Below are 16,337 nucleotides of genomic sequence, written 5' to 3'. Positions count from 1 at the left end.
ACCACCCCAGGCCCGCCACCACCCCAGGCCCGCCACCACCCCAGGCCCCGTCGCCACCCCAGGTCCGTCATCACCCCCAGGCCCCGTCGCCACCCCCAGATCCGCCACCGGCACACGTCCCGGCGGCTGTCGAGGCTCCCGGCGGCGGTGGGTCGATCATGCGGCATGTGGCCGATATGGTCGAAGGACGCCGCCCCCACCGGACGCCCGACCGTCGGAGGTTTCCTCGTGCCGAACGGCTCGCTCTCCCTCGCCGCCTCGCTCTACCTGCTCTCCTACGACCCCGAGACCGGCCGTCCCACCGGTGCTCACACCGCCCTCCTCGTACGCGCCGCCGCCCTCACCGAACTCGTACAGCGGGGCACGCTCACCGACACGGACGGCAGCCCCTGTCCGGTGGCCGACGCCCTCACCGGGGATCAGGCGCTCGACGGGCTGCTGGAACTGATCGGTGAATCCCGGCCACGGAGCTGGCAGATCTGGGTGGGGCACCAGCCACGGCTGACCGAGCAAGCGGTCCGCGACCAGATGGTGGCGGCCGGGTATGTGCGGGCGAAGGGGAGGCGGGTGCTGGGGCTGTTCCCGGCCAAGGAGTACACGCTGGAACGCCCCGAGCCGGTGGCCGCGATGCGGGCGGCCGCGGTGCGCGCCCTGCACGGCGGGCAGCCGGTGGCGGAGGTGTCCGAACGGGACGCGGCGCTGGTCAGCCTGGCTGCCGCGGGCGAGCTGAGGACCGTGGTGACGGCCACGGACGCCAAGGTCCGCAAGGACCGGATCCTCGAACTGGGGGCACGTTGCGGGGGGATGGGCCCGGTGCTGGAGAAGGTGATCGCCCAGGTGCGGACGGCGCTCGCCGCCGCCGTCGTCACGACCATGCTGGCGACGACCACCGCCGCGACCACCACCTGACGCCTCACCGCCAGGGCCCGAGCTGAAGCGCCTGGGCCGGGCTGAAGCGCCCGGGGCGGGCTCGCGTATCCGTCCGTACAGGCTCGAGCGATTCATGCCGGTTCAGGTGATTCGCACTGGCTCGGTTGTTCTTACCGGATCAGGCGATTCATATCGGATCAGTGGTTTGTGCGGCTAGGGTGATTCGTTCCGGATCAGGCGATTCATGGTGGCTCAGGCGTCCTTCAGTAGTGACGCCAGCCCCTGGTCCAGGTCCAGTTCCCCCGCCTCGTGGCCCTCGGGGACGACGTCGTACGAGCGGCCCAGGAACCTGCGGAGGTCGCCGGTGTCGAACTGGACCATGGCCATGCCCTCGGGGGCGTGGAACTCCAGGACCGTCCGCCGTGGTCCGCACGGCCACATCTGCACGTCCCCGCTGCCCGCCGGGCCCCGCAGTCCGGCCGCGAGCAGCTCCCGTCCGAACGTCCACTCCACCGCCGAGCCGTCGAGGGAGGCGGAGGGCGGAAAGGAGACGCGGACGGCGAACGGGTCGTCCCGCTCGTAGCGCAGGCATGCCGGGATCGCGCGTGACTCGGGCGTGGACGCGATGAGCTGTGCCTGGACGGCCTGGTCGATGACAGTGATCACGTCGGCTCCCTTGCGATCGGTGCGGGGCGCGTCGCCCTTACGACCGTTAAGACGTTTGGGCGATCAGGGCAGTGCACCCGCTTTCGACGTGACGTGTGTCACGACTGATTTTTCGTGGGGACATAGGGCATTTAGGCTTGCCAAAGCCATGCAAGGTCTCGGGCGCCGTGCGGACCTGTTACAGAACGTCGGCAGTGACGAGGCACCCACCCCAGGGGTTGTTCCACCATGACCGAAGGTCCCGCGGCGCTCGACGCGGCCGCCTGCACCCGTATCTACGAAGCCGAATATCCGCGTCTGTGCGGATATGCCCGAACTCTTACCGGAAATCCCTGGGTTGCGGGGGACCTGGTGGCCGAGGCGCACTACAGCGTCTGGCGGCGGCTGCGCGCCGGACACCCCCTCGGTGCCGACGCCGTCCCGGCCGAGCTGACGAGCGCCGTAAGGGCGCTTTCGGCCGCGGTGGGGAGCTGGGGGCCGCCGCAGCAGGCGTCGTATCTCGAACCGCTCGTGGAGATCCTCGGTGAGCTTCCGCAGCGCTGGGTCAAGGTGCTGTGGCTCACCGAGGTGGACGGGCTTCCGCCGGAGGAGGTGGCGCGGCGCACCGGGATGGCCCCGGATGGCGCGGCGGCCCTGGTGGAGCGCGTCCGGGAGAGCGTGCGCCAGGAGTTCCTGCGCGCCCAGCCCGGCTATCCGGCGAGCGCCGCGTGCGGTGAGCACTGGGAGCGGCTGCCCGGCCATGTGCGGGGCACCGACACCCCGCAGCAGGCCGAGCAGATCGCGGTGCACATCGAGAGCTGCCGGGACTGCCGGGGCCGGATGGAGCAGCTGATCGCGGCCGACGACCGGCTGCCCGCACTGACCGGCCCGGCCCTGCTGACGCTGTACGACCGGGACATGGCGCGCTTCCTGGCGCCGCTGGCGGCGGCCGGTGCGGCGGGTGCGGCCGGTGCCGCGGGCGCCGTGGGGGCCGCCGGGGTGAGTGCCGCGGCGGCCGGTGGTGCGCATGCGGCGCCCTCGAACGGGCCGCTGGTCTCCACCCGCCGGTCCATGCGTCATCTGGTCCGCGGACAGGTGCGTCAGGCGGGGCCGGTGGCGGTCGCGGCGGCCGGGGCCGGGGTGGTGCTGGTCGCGGGGGCGGCGATCATGACGGGGCTGGCGCTGACGGACGGCGGCGCGGCGGAGGCGCAGCAGCCGACGGCGGTGTCGACGCCGTCCATATCGGATGCCTCCAGCTCTTCTGCTTCGTCCGGCTCTTCCGGTCCGTCCGGCTCCTCGGGCTCGGGCGCGTCGTCCGACAGGTCTGCCACGTCCGACACGTCCGGCGCCTCGCGGCATCCGGGCGGATCGCGGGCGGACGGTCCGGGGGAGGCGTCCCGGAACCGGCCGTCCACGTCGAGCGCGCCCACGGGGCACTCCCCGGCGGATGTGCCGTCCAGCGCCGTCTCGCCCTCGCGGAAGGCGCCGTCGTCCTCTTCCTCCGCTGCACCCTCGTCGCGGCCGTCTTCGCCCGCTTCGACGCATTCGTCCGCTTCTTCCTCCCCGTCGAGCCGCCCCTCGGACGAGCCGACCGGTGCACCGACCCGGAAGCCGACGGATGGCGGTACGAAGGATCGGCAGAACACCCCGAGCGAGGGGCCGACGCGGCAGCCCACGGCGAAGCCGACCGGCCACGGCTCCGACGGCTCCCGGAACTGCGTCTCGCTCCTGGTCCGGCTCTGCGTGGGCTGACCTCGCCCCTGTGACCGTGCGCGGCCACCGGGGTTCCCTTCGCCCAGTGTCAATGACGGACTGTGCCGAGAGCCTTGCCCTCCGAAGGGCAAGGCGTCGAACATCATCGGCGCGCTCGTAATGTGGTCCGCATGATGACCAGTGCCGTTGACCCGCGATACGAACCGCCCCGCGACTGGCCCACCACCGAGGCCGAGGCGATCGCCGTCCAGGAGCGGACGCGGGCGTCCGTGGTGATCGGCGGGGAGGTGCCCGAGCCGGGCACCGGCACCGGCGCGGTCGTCGGAGTGGACGTGGCGTACGACGACGAGCGCGACGTCGTCGCGGCCGCCGCCGTCGCGCTGGACGCCCGTGACCTCACCGTCGTCGCGGAGGCGACCGCGGTCGGCCGGGTCACCTTCCCGTACGTCCCCGGACTGCTGGCATTCCGTGAGATCCCGGCCGTCCTCGGCGCGCTCGGCGACCTCCACCGGCGGCTCGGCCGCCGCCCCGACCTGGTGGTGTGCGACGGCTACGGCCTCGCGCACCCCCGCCGGTTCGGGCTGGCCAGCCATCTCGGGGTGCTCACCGGGCTGCCCACCATAGGTGTCGCCAAGAACCCCTTCGGCTTCCGGCACGCCGATCCGGGCCCGCGCCGCGGCGACTGGTCGCCGCTGCTCGACGGGGGCGAGGAGGTGGGCCGGGCGCTGCGCACCCGCGACGGTGTGAAGCCGCTCTTCGTCTCGGTCGGCCACCGGGTGACCATCGCGGACGCCTGCGCCTACACCCTGCACCTGGCCCGCGACTACCGTCTGCCCGAGACGACACGGCGCGCGGACGCGCTGTGCCGCCGGGCCCTGAAAGACGCCGGTATGTGACGGCGTCTTCCGGTATGTGACGGTATCTCTGGTGTGCGACAGAACCACCGGTGCGTGACGGAATCACCGGTGCGTGACGGAATCACCGGTCGGTGACAGAACCACCGGCATGTGGGACACCCTCCGGTGCGTTCCGGGTCCGTCATACCCGCCGCGTCTCGGCCAGGAAGCAGCCGAACTCGACGGCGCGCACATGCACCGCCGCCACCCTCGGGTCCCGGTACAGCTCGGCCAGCCCCGCCTCGATCGTCGGTTCGCCCCCGTTCAGCAGCAGGCCGCCGAGTATGTGGCCCTCGGCCGAGTACGCCCGCAGCACCCGCCGTTCGCCCCGGATACCGTCCGCGACACCGGGGCCGGTCCAGCCGTCGCACCCCTCGGGGTGGATGAAGACCGGGCCGACCTCGTCGTACGGGCCGGGCGTGGCGCCCGTCTCCGCCGACCAGCGGCGCAGCGGGGCGTAGGAGACGAGCGCGATCGTCTCGTGCGGCCGGCTCCGGCCCAGGCAGCAGCGCAGCGGGCTGCCGCCCTCCTCGCCCTCCACCACCAGGCGCGGCGGACGTCCCGCGTCGTCGGTGGTCCGCAGCAGTTTCAGCGCCTCGGGCGCGATGGCCCGCATCTCGTAGGTCTCGTGCATGCGTTCCAGGCTGGCCGGTGGGCTCCCGGGGCGCTGGCGGGAATCGGACGAGGCGCTGAGGTGGGCGATGTACGGGACGGACCACCTCGTGCCGAAGCCGCCGCTGTCGGCGGGGGTCGACCCGGACCGGTTCTGACCGCCCGGACCGGTTCTGACCGCCCGGACCGGTTCTGACCGTCCGGACTGGCCCTGACCGTCCGGACCGGCCTTGACCGTCCGGACCGGTTCTGACCGTCCGGACTGGCCCTGACCGCCCGGATCGGCCTTGACCGTCCGGACCGGTTCTGACCGTCCGGACTGGCCCTGACCGCCCGGATCGGCCTTGACCGTCCGGACTGGCTCTACCGCCCTGACCGACCCTGACCGCTCGGACCGGCCCTGACCGCCCTGGCCGCTCGGACCGCGGCCCCTTGACCGCTCGGACCGCGGCCCTGACCGCCCTGACCGGCCCGACCGGCCCTGGCCGGGGCCTACCGGCGCCACTCCCGGACCGCCGCGCGTCCGCTCGGGCCAACCCCGCCGTCGGCCAAGGGCTTTGGTTGTCCACAGGGTCCCGAGGGGACTTGTGGAATGCGGGGCGCGTTCTTAGCATCGGCGGTGTTACAGCGGTAGTGTCACACGGTTGGGGACGGGATGACGGCGATAGAGGAGGGGGCGACGGCGGTCGGCCCGCTGACCGGCGTGCGCGTGGTGGAGCTCGCGGGGATCGGACCGGGCCCGTTCGCCGCCATGGTCCTCGCCGACCTCGGTGCCGATGTCGTCCGCGTCGACCGCCCCGGAAGCCCCGGGGGCTTGCGCATCGACCCGGACCACGACCTCGCCAACCGCAACAAGCGCTCGGTGCTGCTCGACCTGAAGTCCGAGGCGGGCGTGGCCGCCGTGCTCGACCTCGTGGAGCGCGCCGACATCCTCATCGAGGGCTACCGACCCGGGGTCGCCGAGCGGCTGGGGGTGGGCCCGGACGCCTGCCTGGCCCGTAACCCCCGGCTCGTCTACGGCCGGATGACCGGCTGGGGGCAGGAGGGCCCGCTCGCCCAGTCCGCCGGCCATGACATCGGCTATATCGCCGTCACCGGCGCCCTCAGCATGATCGGCGCCGCCGACGGCCCGCCCGTCGCCCCCGCCAATCTCCTGGGGGACTACGCGGGGGGTTCGCTCTATCTCGTCATCGGCGTCCTCGCCGCCCTGCAGCACGCCCGCGCGGGCGGCACCGGCCAGGTCGTGGACGCCGCGATCGTCGACGGCACCGCCCATCTGACCTCCGTCATCCACGGCATGATGGCCGCCGGGGGCTGGCGGGACCAGCGCGGCACCAACCTCCTCGACGGCGGCTGCCCCTTCTACGGCACCTATGAGACCGCCGATGGCGGCCATATGGCGGTCGGCCCCCTGGAGCGCAAGTTCTACGCGGAGTTCATCGCGCTGCTGGGGATCGCCGACCGGGCCCCCGCCCGCGATGACTTCGACAGCTGGGCCGCGCTGCGCACCGCCATCGCCGACCGCTTCAAGCAGCGCACCCGCGAGGAGTGGACCGCCGTCTTCGGCACCTCGGACGCCTGCGTCGCCCCCGTGCTGTCGCTGCGGGAGGCCCCCGCCCACCCGCATCTCGCGGCCCGTTCCACCTTCCTCGACCACGGCGGGATCACCCAGCCCGCGCCCGCCCCGCGCTTCTCCGCCACCCCGGGCGCGGTGCGCCGCGCGCCCGCCCGGCCCGGGGCGGACACCGCCGAGGTGGCCCGCGACTGGGGTGTCACCTCCCTCGGCGAGGGAAGCCCGTCATGAACCCCGCGTCAGCGGTCGCGTGTTCCGCTCGTGGCCGCGCCGCTGAGCCGTTTCCGAGCCACCGGGCCGTCCCCGCCCCGCCCTTCCCTGAAAGGCCGATGACGTGAGCACCGAAGCGTATGTGTACGACGCCATCCGCACCCCGCGCGGGCGCGGGAAGGCCGACGGCGCCCTGCACGGCACCAAACCCGTCGACCTGGTGGTGGGCCTCATCCAGGAGATCCGCGGGCGGTTCCCCGACCTGGACCCGGCGGCGATCGACGATGTGGTCCTCGGCGTCGTCAGCCCGCTCGGCGACCAGGGCTCCGACATCGCCAAGATCGCGGCCATCGCGGCCGGGCTCCCGGACACGGTCGCGGGCGTCCAGGAGAACCGCTTCTGTGCCTCGGGCCTGGAGGCCGTCAACCTGGCGGCGGCCAAGGTCCGCTCCGGCTGGGAGGACCTGGTGCTCGCGGGCGGGGTCGAGTCGATGTCGCGCGTGAAGATGGGCTCCGACGGCGGGGCCTGGTTCGCCGACCCGATGACCAACTACGAGACCGGTTTCGTACCGCAGGGCATCGGCGCCGACCTCATCGCCACCCTCGGCGGCTACAGCCGCCATGACGTGGACAGCTTCGCCGCGCTCTCCCAGGAGCGGGCCGCGCGGGCGTGGAAGGAGGGGCGCTTCGACCGCTCCGTGGTGCCGGTCCGCGACCGCGTCGGGCTGACCGTCCTCGACCGGGACGAGCACATCCGCCCCGGCACCACCCCCGAGACCCTGGCGGGCCTGAAGCCGTCGTTCGCCGCCATCGGCGAAGCGGGCGGCTTCGACGCGGTGGCGCTGCAGAAGTACCACTGGCTCGAGGCGATCGACCACGTCCACCACGCGGGGAACTCCTCGGGCATCGTGGACGGCGCCGCCCTGGTCGCCATCGGCAACCGCGAGGTCGGCGAGCGCTTCGGGCTGACCCCGCGCGCCCGGATCGTCTCCGCCGCCGTCTCCGGCGCCGACCCCACCATCATGCTCACCGGCCCGGCTCCCGCCACCCGTAAGGCGCTCGCCAAGGCCGGGCTGACCATCGACGACATCGATCTGGTGGAGATCAACGAGGCGTTCGCGGCGGTGGTGCTGCGCTTCGTGGACGACATGGGGCTGAGCCTGGACAAGGTCAATGTCAACGGCGGCGCGATCGCCATGGGCCATCCACTGGGCGCCACCGGCGCGATGATCCTCGGCACGGTGATCGACGAACTGGAGCGGCGCGGCGGGCGGTACGGGCTGGTGACGCTGTGCGTGGGAGGTGGGATGGGCATCGCGACGGTGGTCGAGCGGCTCCAGTGAGCCGAGGCCGCTGACGCCCCTCCTCGTCCCCGTCCTTCTCCCCGCGCCCTTCCCCTTCGCCCAGGAGACCTCAGATGACCCACCCCACCACCGCCTCGACCATCCGCTGGGAGCAGGACGACGAGGGCGTCGTCACCCTGGTGCTCGACGACCCCGGCCAGTCCGCCAACACCATGAACGCCGCGTTCATCGACTCCCTCGACGCGATCGCCGACCGCGCCCTGGCCGAGCGGGAGTCCATCCGCGGCATCATCGTCACCTCCGCCAAGAAGACCTTCTTCGCCGGCGGCGACCTCAACGACCTCCTCGAGGCCGGGCCCGGCCAGGCCCGGGAGGTCTACGAGAAGAACCTGCGCATCAAGCGCGGGCTGCGCCGGATCGAGACCCTCGGCAAGCCCGTGGTCGCCGCGATCAACGGCGCGGCGCTCGGCGGCGGGCTGGAGATCGCGCTCGCCTGCCACCACCGCGTCGCCCTCGACGCCCCCGGCTCCCGCATCGGCTTCCCCGAGGTCACCCTGGGCCTGCTCCCGGGCGGCGGTGGCGTCGCCCGGACGGTACGGCTGCTCGGCGTCACCGACGCGCTGCTCACATGGCTGCTCCAGGGGACGCGGTACAGCCCCCGGCGCGCCCAGGAGGCGGGGCTGGTGGACGAGGTGGCGGCCACCCCCGAGGAGATGCTGACCCGGGCGCGGAGGTTCATCGCCGACCACCCCGAGTCGGCGCAGCCCTGGGACGAGAAGGGGTACCGGATCCCGGGCGGCACCCCGGCGCAGCCGAAGTTCGCGGTCAATCTGCCCGCCTTCCCCGCCAACCTGAGGAAGCAGCTGAACGGCGCCCCCTACCCGGCGCAGCGCAACATCCTGGCCGCCGCCGTCGAGGGCTCCCAGGTGGACTTCGAGACCGCGCAGACCATCGAGGCGCGGTACTTCACCGAGCTGGTCATCGGCCAGACCGCCAAGAACATGATCCAGGCTTTCTTCTTCGATCTGCAGGCGGTCAACTCCGGTGCCAACCGGCCCAAGGGGATCGAGCCCGGTCGGGTCCGCAAGGTCGCGGTGCTGGGCGCCGGGATGATGGGCGCGGGCATCGCGTACTCCTGTGCCAAGGCGGGCATCGAGGTCGTCCTCAAGGACGTCTCCGTGGAGGCCGCCGCCAAGGGCAAGGGCCATGCGGAAGGGCTGCTGGCCAAGGCGCTCGCCAAGGGCCGTACCACCGAGGCCGAGCGGGACGAGCTGCTGGCCCGGATCACCCCGACCGCCGATCCGCGCGATCTCGAGGGCTGTGACGCGGTCATCGAGGCGGTCTTCGAGGACCCGGCGCTCAAGCACAAGGTGTTCCAGGAGGCCGAGGGCATCGTCGCCCCGGACGCTCCCCCCATCTCCGGCCGGAGGTACCCCCTGCTGTGCTCCAACACCTCCACCCTCCCCATCACCCTGCTCGCCGAGGGGGTGCAGCGGCCCGACCACTTCATCGGACTGCACTTCTTCTCACCCGTCGACAAGATGCCGCTGGTCGAGATCATCAAGGGCGAGCGCACCGGCGACGAGGCGCTGGCCCGCGCCTTCGATCTGGTGCGGCAGATCAACAAGACCCCGATCGTGGTCAATGACTCCCGCGGCTTCTTCACCTCCCGCGTCATCGGCCAGTTCCTCAACGAGGGCGTGGCCATGGTGGGGGAGGGCATCGATCCGGCCACCGTGGAACAGGCCGCGGCCCAGGCAGGCTACCCGGCCAAGGTGCTCTCCCTGATGGACGAGCTGACCCTGACCCTGCCGCGCAAGATCCGGGAGGAGACGCGCCGGGCGACGGAACAGGCGGGCGGCGAGTGGCGGCCGCATCCGGCCGACGCGGTCATCGACCGCATGGTGGAGGAGTTCGGGCGCACCGGCCGCAGCGGCGGCGCGGGCTTCTACGACTACGACGGGACGACCGGCAAGCGCCTCCGGCTGTGGCCGGGGCTGCGGGAGCACTTCGGCTCGGGCGGATCTGGTGGGTCGGGCGGGCCTGGCGGTTCGGGCGGATCTGGCGGCTCGGGTGGGCCTGGCGGCTCGGGCGGGCCTGGTGGGTCCGGCGGCTCCGGCGCCGAGGGTGCCCGTGTCCCCTTCGAGGACATGAAGGAGCGGATGCTCTTCAGCGAGGCCATCGACACGGTGCGGCTGCTCGAGGAAGGCGTGCTGACCTCCGTGGCCGACGCCAACATCGGCTCCATCCTCGGCATCGGCTTCCCCGGCTGGACGGGCGGGGTGCTGCAATACATCAACGGATACGAGGGCGGCGTGGCCGGTTTCGTGGCCCGCGCCCGGGAACTGGAGGCGGCCTACGGGGAGCGGTTCGCCCCGCCCGCGCTGCTGCTGGAGAAGGCGGAGCGCGGAGAGCGCTTCGCGGACTAGCGGGCGGCGTACGGGGCCCGGGGGCTGGCGGGCCGTCCGTCCCGGCCCGCCAGCACGCGCCGGGACGCCGTGGGTCCGGGCCGGGTGGGTCCGGGCCGGGCCTTCCGTCCCTCCGGCCCGGGCCGCTCAGTCGGCGTCCTGCCCGTACCAGGCCCGTAGCTCGTGCTTCATCGACCGCTGGAACGCGATCACCAGCGCCTCCACCACCAGCGGCTGCATATGGGCCGACAGCGACTTCTTCGCCCGCATCCGCTCCGGCCCGCTGCCGGACTCGTGATCGCGCTCGGGCCCCCACACCTCGTCCCGGAACAACCGGCTGAGCTCCCGCGCCGCCGAGCGGGTGTGCTCCAGCACGACCGCATGGGCCGTGCGTATCGTCTCCAGCTCGATCGGCACGTCCAGCAGCCGCAGCCCCAGGTGGAGCACCTTGGGATCGATCCGGAAGCGGTCCGGGTCGTCGGTGCGCTCCAGCGCGTCCAGCGCGGCCAGCCGGTCGATGTCCTCCTCCGCGAGCTCCCGTCCGGCCCGCCGGTCCAGCTGCTCTCGGGTGGCCTCCTCGCGGGCGTCCGGGCCCCAGGAGGCGACCAGGGCCCGGTGGATCGCCAGATCGTCCTCGCTCAGATCCTGCGGCAACTGGCTCAGATAGCGCTCTATGGCGGACAGGGTCATGCCGTGGCGCTGCAACTGTTCGATCAGCGCGAGCCGGGAGAGGTGCTCGGGGCCGTAGTGGCCGACCCGGCGCGGGCCGATCACCGGTGGCGGCAGCAGCCCGCGGGTGCTGTAGAAGCGGATGGTGCGCACGGTCACCCCGGCGCGGGCCGCCAGTTCGTCGACGGTGAGGGTGGGTTCCTCGGTGCCGGGGGTGGTCATCGGCCGTGCCTCGCTCTCCGCGTCGTCCTGTTCCGCCGTGCTGCTTGCCCGCTCGGGTCCATCAGTATTGCTGTCGCATCACTACTGTGAAACCTTCCGCGTTGCTGTGGCATCGCGGCGTGCAGGGTGTTCCAGCCGTCGCTCGTCGTACGCGCTCGCCCCCGCCTCCAGGTCTCCGGAGACCAGCAGTCCGGCACCGCCGCGGTCGGTGAGGGACGCCCAGCGCACATCGTGACCACGCGGTCACCGGCGTGGGCGACACCCCCAACCCGGTCCGCGACCAGTACCGGGTGAAGGCCGACCGGCCCTACGACTACTCGCTCACCCTGCGCCCGCTCCTCAACGGCGCGAGCGCGCACACTGGGACAGGAGAGGAGTAATCGCGCCACCGCTGGTCCCATGAGCACGCAGAGCCCCCGCCACACCGCCGAAGGCCACGGTCCGCCCCCTGCGGGCGGCATCCTGTGGGCGATCGCGGGGGAGCTGCGCAGCGTGCTCGCCCTGCCGGCCGCGATGACCATGCAGGTGGCGCATCCCGCCGTCGGGGCGGGCGTGGACCAGCACTCCGTCTTCCGTACCGACCCCTGGGGGCGCGGGGAGCGCTCGCTGCGCTCGGTGCAGCTGTGGGTGTACGGCGGGGCGGAGGCCGAGGCGGAGGGCCGCCGGCTGCGTACGCTCCACGCGTCCATCCGGGGCGTGGACGCGCACGGCCGCCCTTACCGGGCGCTCGACCCGCCCGTCTACGCCTGGGTGCACGCCACCGGCTACCCGGTCTATCTGCGGGCCCAGCGCTATCTGGGGACCCGTCCCTTCACCGAGGACGAGGAGCGGCAGCTGTACGCGGAGTGGCTGCGGATCGGGCGGGTGCTGGGCATCGACGACCGCGACATGCCGGGGTCCGTCGAGGAGTTCTGGCCCTACTACCGCGCGATGGTGCGGGAACGGCTGGAGCCGACCGTCGTCGCCCGGGAGCTGGCCGCGCCCGACGCGTCCGTGCCTCCGCCGGGCCCGCTGCCGCCGCGTCTGCTGTGGCCACTGCTGCGCCCGCTGTTCACCCGGTTCCGCGCGTTCCTCACCGTGGGGCTGATGCCGCCGGACGCGCGGGAGGCGATCGGGCTGGTGTGGACCCGGGGGCAGGAGCGGCGGCTGCGGTGGTTCGGGAGGGGCGTCCGGGTGGTGGTTCCGCTGCTGCCCGAGCGGCTGCGCTATCTCCCCCTCGCGTACCAGGCCCGGCGCCGAGCCCGTGCCGGACGGCCGTGACCGGCGGCTTCGTGCCGGGTCTTCCGGGGCCGTGACCGGCGGCTTCGTGCCTGGTCTCCGCCGCCGTGCCGGGCGGCTTTGTGCCTGGACTTCCTCGGCTGTGCCCGGCCGCGTATCCCGGCCTGTCCCCGCCGTGACCGGCCTCGTGGCCTGGGCTTCCCCGTCTTTGACCGGCCTTCCGGCCTGCCACGGCCGACGCCGGGCCCGCGCCGGGCCGCGCGGGGGTGCCCCAGCAGCGCCGTGGGCGGTCCGGGCCGCGCGAGGGCGCCCCAGCGGTGCCGTGGACAGTCCCGCGGCGCCATGGACGGCGCGGCGCCGCACCCGGGTACGCGCGAGGCCCCGGCCCGGGGTGGGGGACCACCCGGCCGGGGCCCGGGAGGATTAGTGCCGGTGGGCGCTGTGCGTGTCCTGGATCCGCTGCCACGACTTCGGCCGCACCGGAGCCTTGGCCGGGCTCAGCTCCGCGGCCCGCGCCTGCGAGGCGGCCGGCTTCGACGGGGTGAACAGCCAGGTGTCGAAGAGCGAGGCCAGCGGCTTGCCCGACACCTTCTCCGCGTAGGCCACGAAGTCCTTGACCGAGGCGTTCCCGTACCGGTGCGCCGTCGGCCAGCCCTTGAGGATCGCGAAGAAGTCCTCGTCGCCGATCTCGTTCCGCAGCGCCTGGAGGGCCAGCGCGCCCCGGTCGTAGACCGCGTTGTGGAACTGGTTCTCCGGCCCCGGGTCGCCCGGCTCGACCGTCCAGAAGGGGTCGTCGGCCGGGTGGGAGGCGTAGGTGTAGTCCGCCAGTTCCTGTGCGGTGCCCTCGCCCTCCTTCTCCGACCACAGCCACTGCGCGTAGGTGGCGAAGCCCTCGTTGATCCAGATGTCGCGCCAGTCCTTCAGCGAGACGCTGTCGCCGAACCACTGGTGGGCCAGCTCATGCACGACCACCGAGGTGTTCGCGCCCTTGGCGAACTGCTTCGGGCTGTAGAACGGCCGGGTCTGGGTCTCCAGCGCGTACCCCGTGGGCACATTGGGCACATAGCCGCCCAGCGCGTCGAAGGGGTACGGGCCGAAGACCGTGGACTCCCAGTCCACGATCTCCGCCGACCGCTCCACGCTCGCCCGCGCCGCCCCCGCGTTGCCCCCGAGGTCCTTGCTGTAGGCGTTGATCACCGGCAGGCCGTTCGCGGTCGTGTCCGTCGTGATGTCGAACTTGCCGACCGCCAGCGTGGCCAGGTACGGGGCCTGCGGCTTGCTGGAGCGCCAGTTGTAGCGGGTCCAGCCCAGCTTGGAGCTGGTCGACTGGAGGGTGCCGTTGCTGATCGCCTGCGTCCCGTCCGGCACCGCCACCGACACGTCGTACGTCGCCTTGTCGAGCGGGTGGTCATTGCTCGGGAACCACCACCAGGCCGACTCCGGCTCATTCGCCGCGACGCCGCCGTCCGGGGTGCGCAGCCAGGAGGTGAAACCGCCCGCCACGACCTTCGAGGGCGTACCGCTGTAGCGCACGACCACGGTGAACGGGCGGCCGGAGGTGAGCGGCGCGGCCGGGGTGACCTCCAGTTCATGGTCGCCGGTCGCGGCGAACGCGGCCTTCTTGCCGCCCACCAGCACCTCGCTCACATCGAGCGCGAAGTCCAGGTTGAACCGGGACAGGTTCTGCCGGGCGTCGGCCAGGATCGTCGCCGTGCCCTCCAGCCGGTCCGTCGTCGGCTGGTACTTCAGCCGAAGGTCGTAATGCGAGACGTCGTACCCGCCGTTGCCGTACGAGGGGTAGTAGGAGTCCCCGATGCCGGGGGCGCCCGGCGTGGCGTCGGCCGCCGACGCCGGGACCGCCAGCAGCAGGCAGGCCGCGGCCGCGCCCGGGACGAGAAGTCTGTGGTGACGCACGAGTCCTCCAACTCGTAGGGGAGAACGATCACTCGCGAGCCTATGTACTCCCGCCACACACTCCGCGTCCCTCACACCATCCGACATCCAATCGACATCCGGCCGCAACGCGCATCGACCCGGACGCACTCCGACACGCATCGCCCTCTTCTGTACAGGAGTTGACTCGCGCTACCGTCCGGGCCGTGCTGCTACAGAGGCGTACCTCCCGCATCCACTGGACCACGCTCTCGCTGTCGGCGGTCACCGCGCTGCTCGCCGTCGCCATGTCGCTGCTGCCACCGCTCGGCGTCCCGGCCGCCCACGCCGCTTCCGCCGTCTCGCCCGCTTCCGCCGCGTCCACGGCCTCCACCGGAGAGAACGGACCGGAGAGCAGACCCGTCTACTCCTACGAGAACGCCATCCGGGAGTCCGTATGGGTGGACACGAGGGTCGACGGCGACACGGACGGGCGCACCGACCGGGTCGCCGTCGACATCGTGCGGCCGCGCGAACCCGCGCGACAGGGCCACCGCGTCCCCGTCATCATGGACGCGAGCCCCTACTACTCGTGCTGCGGACGCGGCAACGAGAGCCAGACCAAGACCTATGACGCCGCCGGGAACCCGGTCCGCTTCCCGCTCTTCTACGACAACTACTTCGTGCCGCGCGGCTACGCCACCGTCCTGGTCGACCTCGCCGGAACCAACCGCTCCGACGGCTGTGCGGACATCGGCGGCCGCTCCGACATCCAGTCCGCCAAGGCCGTCGTCGACTGGCTGAACGGCCGGGCGACCGCGTACACCACCCGCACCGGCACCCGGACGGTCAGGGCGAGCTGGTCCAACGGCGCCACCGGAATGATCGGCAAGAGCTACGACGGCACCATCGCGGGCGGCGTCGCCGCCACCGGTGTCAAGGGCCTCAAGACCATCGTGCCCATCGGCGCCATCTCCTCCTGGTACGACTACTACTTCGCCAAGGGCGCCGCGCTCTTCGACTCCGGCCCGGACGGACTCGCGGACGCCGTCGAGAGCGATGACGCGCACGCCCGCTGCGCCGCCGTACAGCGGCGTCTGGTCGAGGGCGCCCCGCGCAGCGGCGACTGGACCGGTCTGTGGAGCGCCCGCAATTACGTACCGGACGCCGGCAAGGTGCGGGCCAGCGTCTTCGCCGTCCACGGGGCGCAGGACCTCAACGTCCGCACCAAGCACCTCGGACAGTGGTGGAACGCGCTCGCCGACGCGGGCGTCGAGCGCAAGATCTGGCTCTCCCAGACCGGACACGTCGACCCGTTCGACTTCCGGCGCGAGGAGTGGGTGCGCACCCTGCACCGCTGGTTCGACCACTACCTCCTCGGCCTCGACAACGGCATCGAGCGCGAGCCGATGGCCGATGTCGAGCGCGCCCCCGACCAGTGGTCCACCGACCGCGTCTGGCCCCCGTCCGGCACCCGGCAGACCACCCTGCGCCCGCGCGGCGGCGCCACGGCCGGGGTGGGAGTGCTCGGCACCGAGCGGGCCGAGCCCGGCGCGACCGAGACCTTCACCGACGACCCCGCGCTGAGCGAGGCCGACTGGTCCGCGGCGATCGACACCTCGACGCCCGGCAAGGCGGGCTTCACCACCGGCCCGCTGACGAAGGACCTGCGGCTGTCCGGCTCCGGCACGGTCACCGTCACCGCCACGCCCTCCACCACCAGCGCCCATCTCTCCGCGGTCCTGGTCGACCTCGGCCCGGCCACCATCCGGGACTACACGGCGGCCGGCGAGGGGATCACCACCCTCGACCGGCGCAGCTGCTGGGGCAGCAGCACGACGGGCGACAGCGCCTGCTTCAAGGAGACCGCCGCGGACCTGGCGAGCGTCGACTACACGGTCTTCAGCCGCGGCTGGGCCGACCTCGGCCACGCCGCGGCCGACGGCAAGGGCCGCCCGCTGACCCCGGGCAAGGCGTACACCATCACCCTCGACCTCGCGGCGACCGACCATGTCGTCCCGGCCGGCCACCGCCTCGGCCTGATCATCGCGGGCACCGACGCGGGCCTTCTCGAACCGCCGTCCACCACCCCGCGGCTGACCCTGGACCTGCCCCGCACCTCGGCC

At 72.7% G+C, this 16,337-nt stretch carries 14 protein-coding genes; 10 read left to right on the top strand and 4 right to left on the bottom strand.

Annotated features, from left to right (window positions below; genetic code table 11):
- The first annotated feature begins 228 nt into the window (after positions 1-228).
- The gene (locus AXW62_RS23885; protein WP_060946311.1) at positions 229-909 is read left to right on the top strand and encodes a GOLPH3/VPS74 family protein; all 681 of its coding nucleotides are present in this window, start codon (positions 229-231) and stop codon (positions 907-909) included.
- A 213-nt stretch (positions 910-1,122) separates the two neighbouring features.
- On the opposite strand, the gene ssgD is transcribed toward AXW62_RS23885, so the two are convergent.
- On the bottom strand, positions 1,123-1,536 hold the full coding sequence (ssgD, locus tag AXW62_RS23880; protein ID WP_030840558.1) for a spore wall synthesis regulator SsgD: 414 nt from the start codon (positions 1,534-1,536) through the stop codon (positions 1,123-1,125).
- A gap of 228 nt (positions 1,537-1,764) precedes the next feature.
- Here ssgD and AXW62_RS44570 point away from each other — a divergent pair, with 228 nt between their 5' ends.
- Complete coding sequence (locus AXW62_RS44570; RefSeq protein ID WP_169808171.1) at positions 1,765-3,267, top strand: hypothetical protein; 1,503 nt, start codon at positions 1,765-1,767, stop codon at positions 3,265-3,267.
- 134 nt (positions 3,268-3,401) lie between these two features.
- Positions 3,402-4,124: an endonuclease V gene (locus AXW62_RS23870; RefSeq protein WP_060946325.1), complete on the top strand. Its 723-nt coding sequence runs from the start codon at positions 3,402-3,404 to the stop codon at positions 4,122-4,124.
- A gap of 142 nt (positions 4,125-4,266) precedes the next feature.
- Here AXW62_RS23870 and AXW62_RS23865 read toward each other — a convergent pair whose 3' ends face one another.
- On the bottom strand, positions 4,267-4,758 hold the full coding sequence (locus AXW62_RS23865; protein ID WP_060946309.1) for a DUF1203 domain-containing protein: 492 nt from the start codon (positions 4,756-4,758) through the stop codon (positions 4,267-4,269).
- Here AXW62_RS23865 and AXW62_RS44085 point away from each other — a divergent pair.
- The 4 genes from AXW62_RS44085 (at position 4,757) to AXW62_RS23850 (ending at position 10,251) form a co-directional block, all read left to right on the top strand.
- Entirely contained in the window at positions 4,757-4,894 is a 138-nt protein-coding gene (locus tag AXW62_RS44085; protein WP_159060946.1) for a hypothetical protein, read from the top strand. The two genes, AXW62_RS23865 and AXW62_RS44085, sit on opposite strands and share 2 nt — an antisense overlap.
- Positions 4,895-5,391: 497 nt before the next feature.
- Positions 5,392-6,540: a CaiB/BaiF CoA transferase family protein gene (locus tag AXW62_RS23860; RefSeq protein WP_174556422.1), complete on the top strand. Its 1,149-nt coding sequence runs from the start codon at positions 5,392-5,394 to the stop codon at positions 6,538-6,540.
- A gap of 103 nt (positions 6,541-6,643) precedes the next feature.
- Positions 6,644-7,861 (top strand): acetyl-CoA C-acetyltransferase, encoded by a 1,218-nt coding sequence (locus tag AXW62_RS23855; RefSeq protein WP_030840545.1) that lies wholly within the window; start codon positions 6,644-6,646, stop codon positions 7,859-7,861.
- A 74-nt stretch (positions 7,862-7,935) separates the two neighbouring features.
- A complete protein-coding gene (locus tag AXW62_RS23850; protein ID WP_060946308.1) occupies positions 7,936-10,251 on the top strand; it encodes a 3-hydroxyacyl-CoA dehydrogenase NAD-binding domain-containing protein in 2,316 nt (771 codons plus the stop codon).
- Between the two features lie 126 nt (positions 10,252-10,377).
- On the opposite strand, the gene AXW62_RS23845 is transcribed toward AXW62_RS23850, so the two are convergent.
- Positions 10,378-11,121 carry a MerR family transcriptional regulator gene (locus tag AXW62_RS23845; RefSeq protein WP_060946307.1) on the bottom strand — a complete coding sequence of 248 codons (744 nt, stop codon included), beginning with the start codon at positions 11,119-11,121 and terminating at the stop codon, positions 10,378-10,380.
- A 251-nt stretch (positions 11,122-11,372) separates the two neighbouring features.
- Here AXW62_RS23845 and AXW62_RS46725 point away from each other — a divergent pair, with 251 nt between their 5' ends.
- Both AXW62_RS46725 and AXW62_RS23840 read left to right on the top strand, forming a co-directional pair.
- Complete coding sequence (locus AXW62_RS46725; RefSeq protein ID WP_280142967.1) at positions 11,373-11,501, top strand: hypothetical protein; 129 nt, start codon at positions 11,373-11,375, stop codon at positions 11,499-11,501.
- Positions 11,502-11,520: 19 nt separating this feature from the next.
- On the top strand, positions 11,521-12,381 hold the full coding sequence (locus AXW62_RS23840; protein ID WP_060946306.1) for an oxygenase MpaB family protein: 861 nt from the start codon (positions 11,521-11,523) through the stop codon (positions 12,379-12,381).
- A 381-nt stretch (positions 12,382-12,762) separates the two neighbouring features.
- On the opposite strand, the gene AXW62_RS23835 is transcribed toward AXW62_RS23840, so the two are convergent.
- Positions 12,763-14,253 carry a M1 family metallopeptidase gene (locus AXW62_RS23835; RefSeq protein ID WP_060946305.1) on the bottom strand — a complete coding sequence of 497 codons (1,491 nt, stop codon included), beginning with the start codon at positions 14,251-14,253 and terminating at the stop codon, positions 12,763-12,765.
- Between the two features lie 266 nt (positions 14,254-14,519).
- Here AXW62_RS23835 and AXW62_RS23830 point away from each other — a divergent pair.
- On the top strand, positions 14,520-16,337 hold a 1,818-nt coding region (locus tag AXW62_RS23830; RefSeq protein WP_060946323.1), incomplete at its 3' end, for a Xaa-Pro dipeptidyl-peptidase.

Source organism: Streptomyces hygroscopicus subsp. hygroscopicus (assembly GCF_001553455.1).
Lineage (GTDB): Bacteria > Actinomycetota > Actinomycetes > Streptomycetales > Streptomycetaceae > Streptomyces > Streptomyces hygroscopicus.
The sequence above is the reverse complement of the archived record's forward strand: the minus strand, read 5'-3'. Positions and strand labels throughout refer to the sequence as shown.

Bases quoted from the DNA above. Each gene is read 5' to 3' on its own strand.
- AXW62_RS44085 (WP_159060946.1), top strand. From the start codon at position 4,757: ATGCGTTCCAGGCTGGCCGGTGGGCTCCCGGGGCGCTGGCGGGAATCG.
- AXW62_RS23870 (WP_060946325.1), top strand. From the start codon at position 3,402: ATGACCAGTGCCGTTGACCCGCGATACGAACCGCCCCGCGACTGGCCC.
- AXW62_RS23840 (WP_060946306.1), top strand. From the start codon at position 11,521: ATGAGCACGCAGAGCCCCCGCCACACCGCCGAAGGCCACGGTCCGCCC.
- AXW62_RS44570 (WP_169808171.1), top strand. From the start codon at position 1,765: ATGACCGAAGGTCCCGCGGCGCTCGACGCGGCCGCCTGCACCCGTATC.
- AXW62_RS23850 (WP_060946308.1), top strand. From the start codon at position 7,936: ATGACCCACCCCACCACCGCCTCGACCATCCGCTGGGAGCAGGACGAC.
- AXW62_RS23860 (WP_174556422.1), top strand. From the start codon at position 5,392: ATGACGGCGATAGAGGAGGGGGCGACGGCGGTCGGCCCGCTGACCGGC.
- AXW62_RS23845 (WP_060946307.1), bottom strand. From the start codon at position 11,121: ATGACCACCCCCGGCACCGAGGAACCCACCCTCACCGTCGACGAACTG.
- AXW62_RS23865 (WP_060946309.1), bottom strand. From the start codon at position 4,758: ATGCACGAGACCTACGAGATGCGGGCCATCGCGCCCGAGGCGCTGAAA.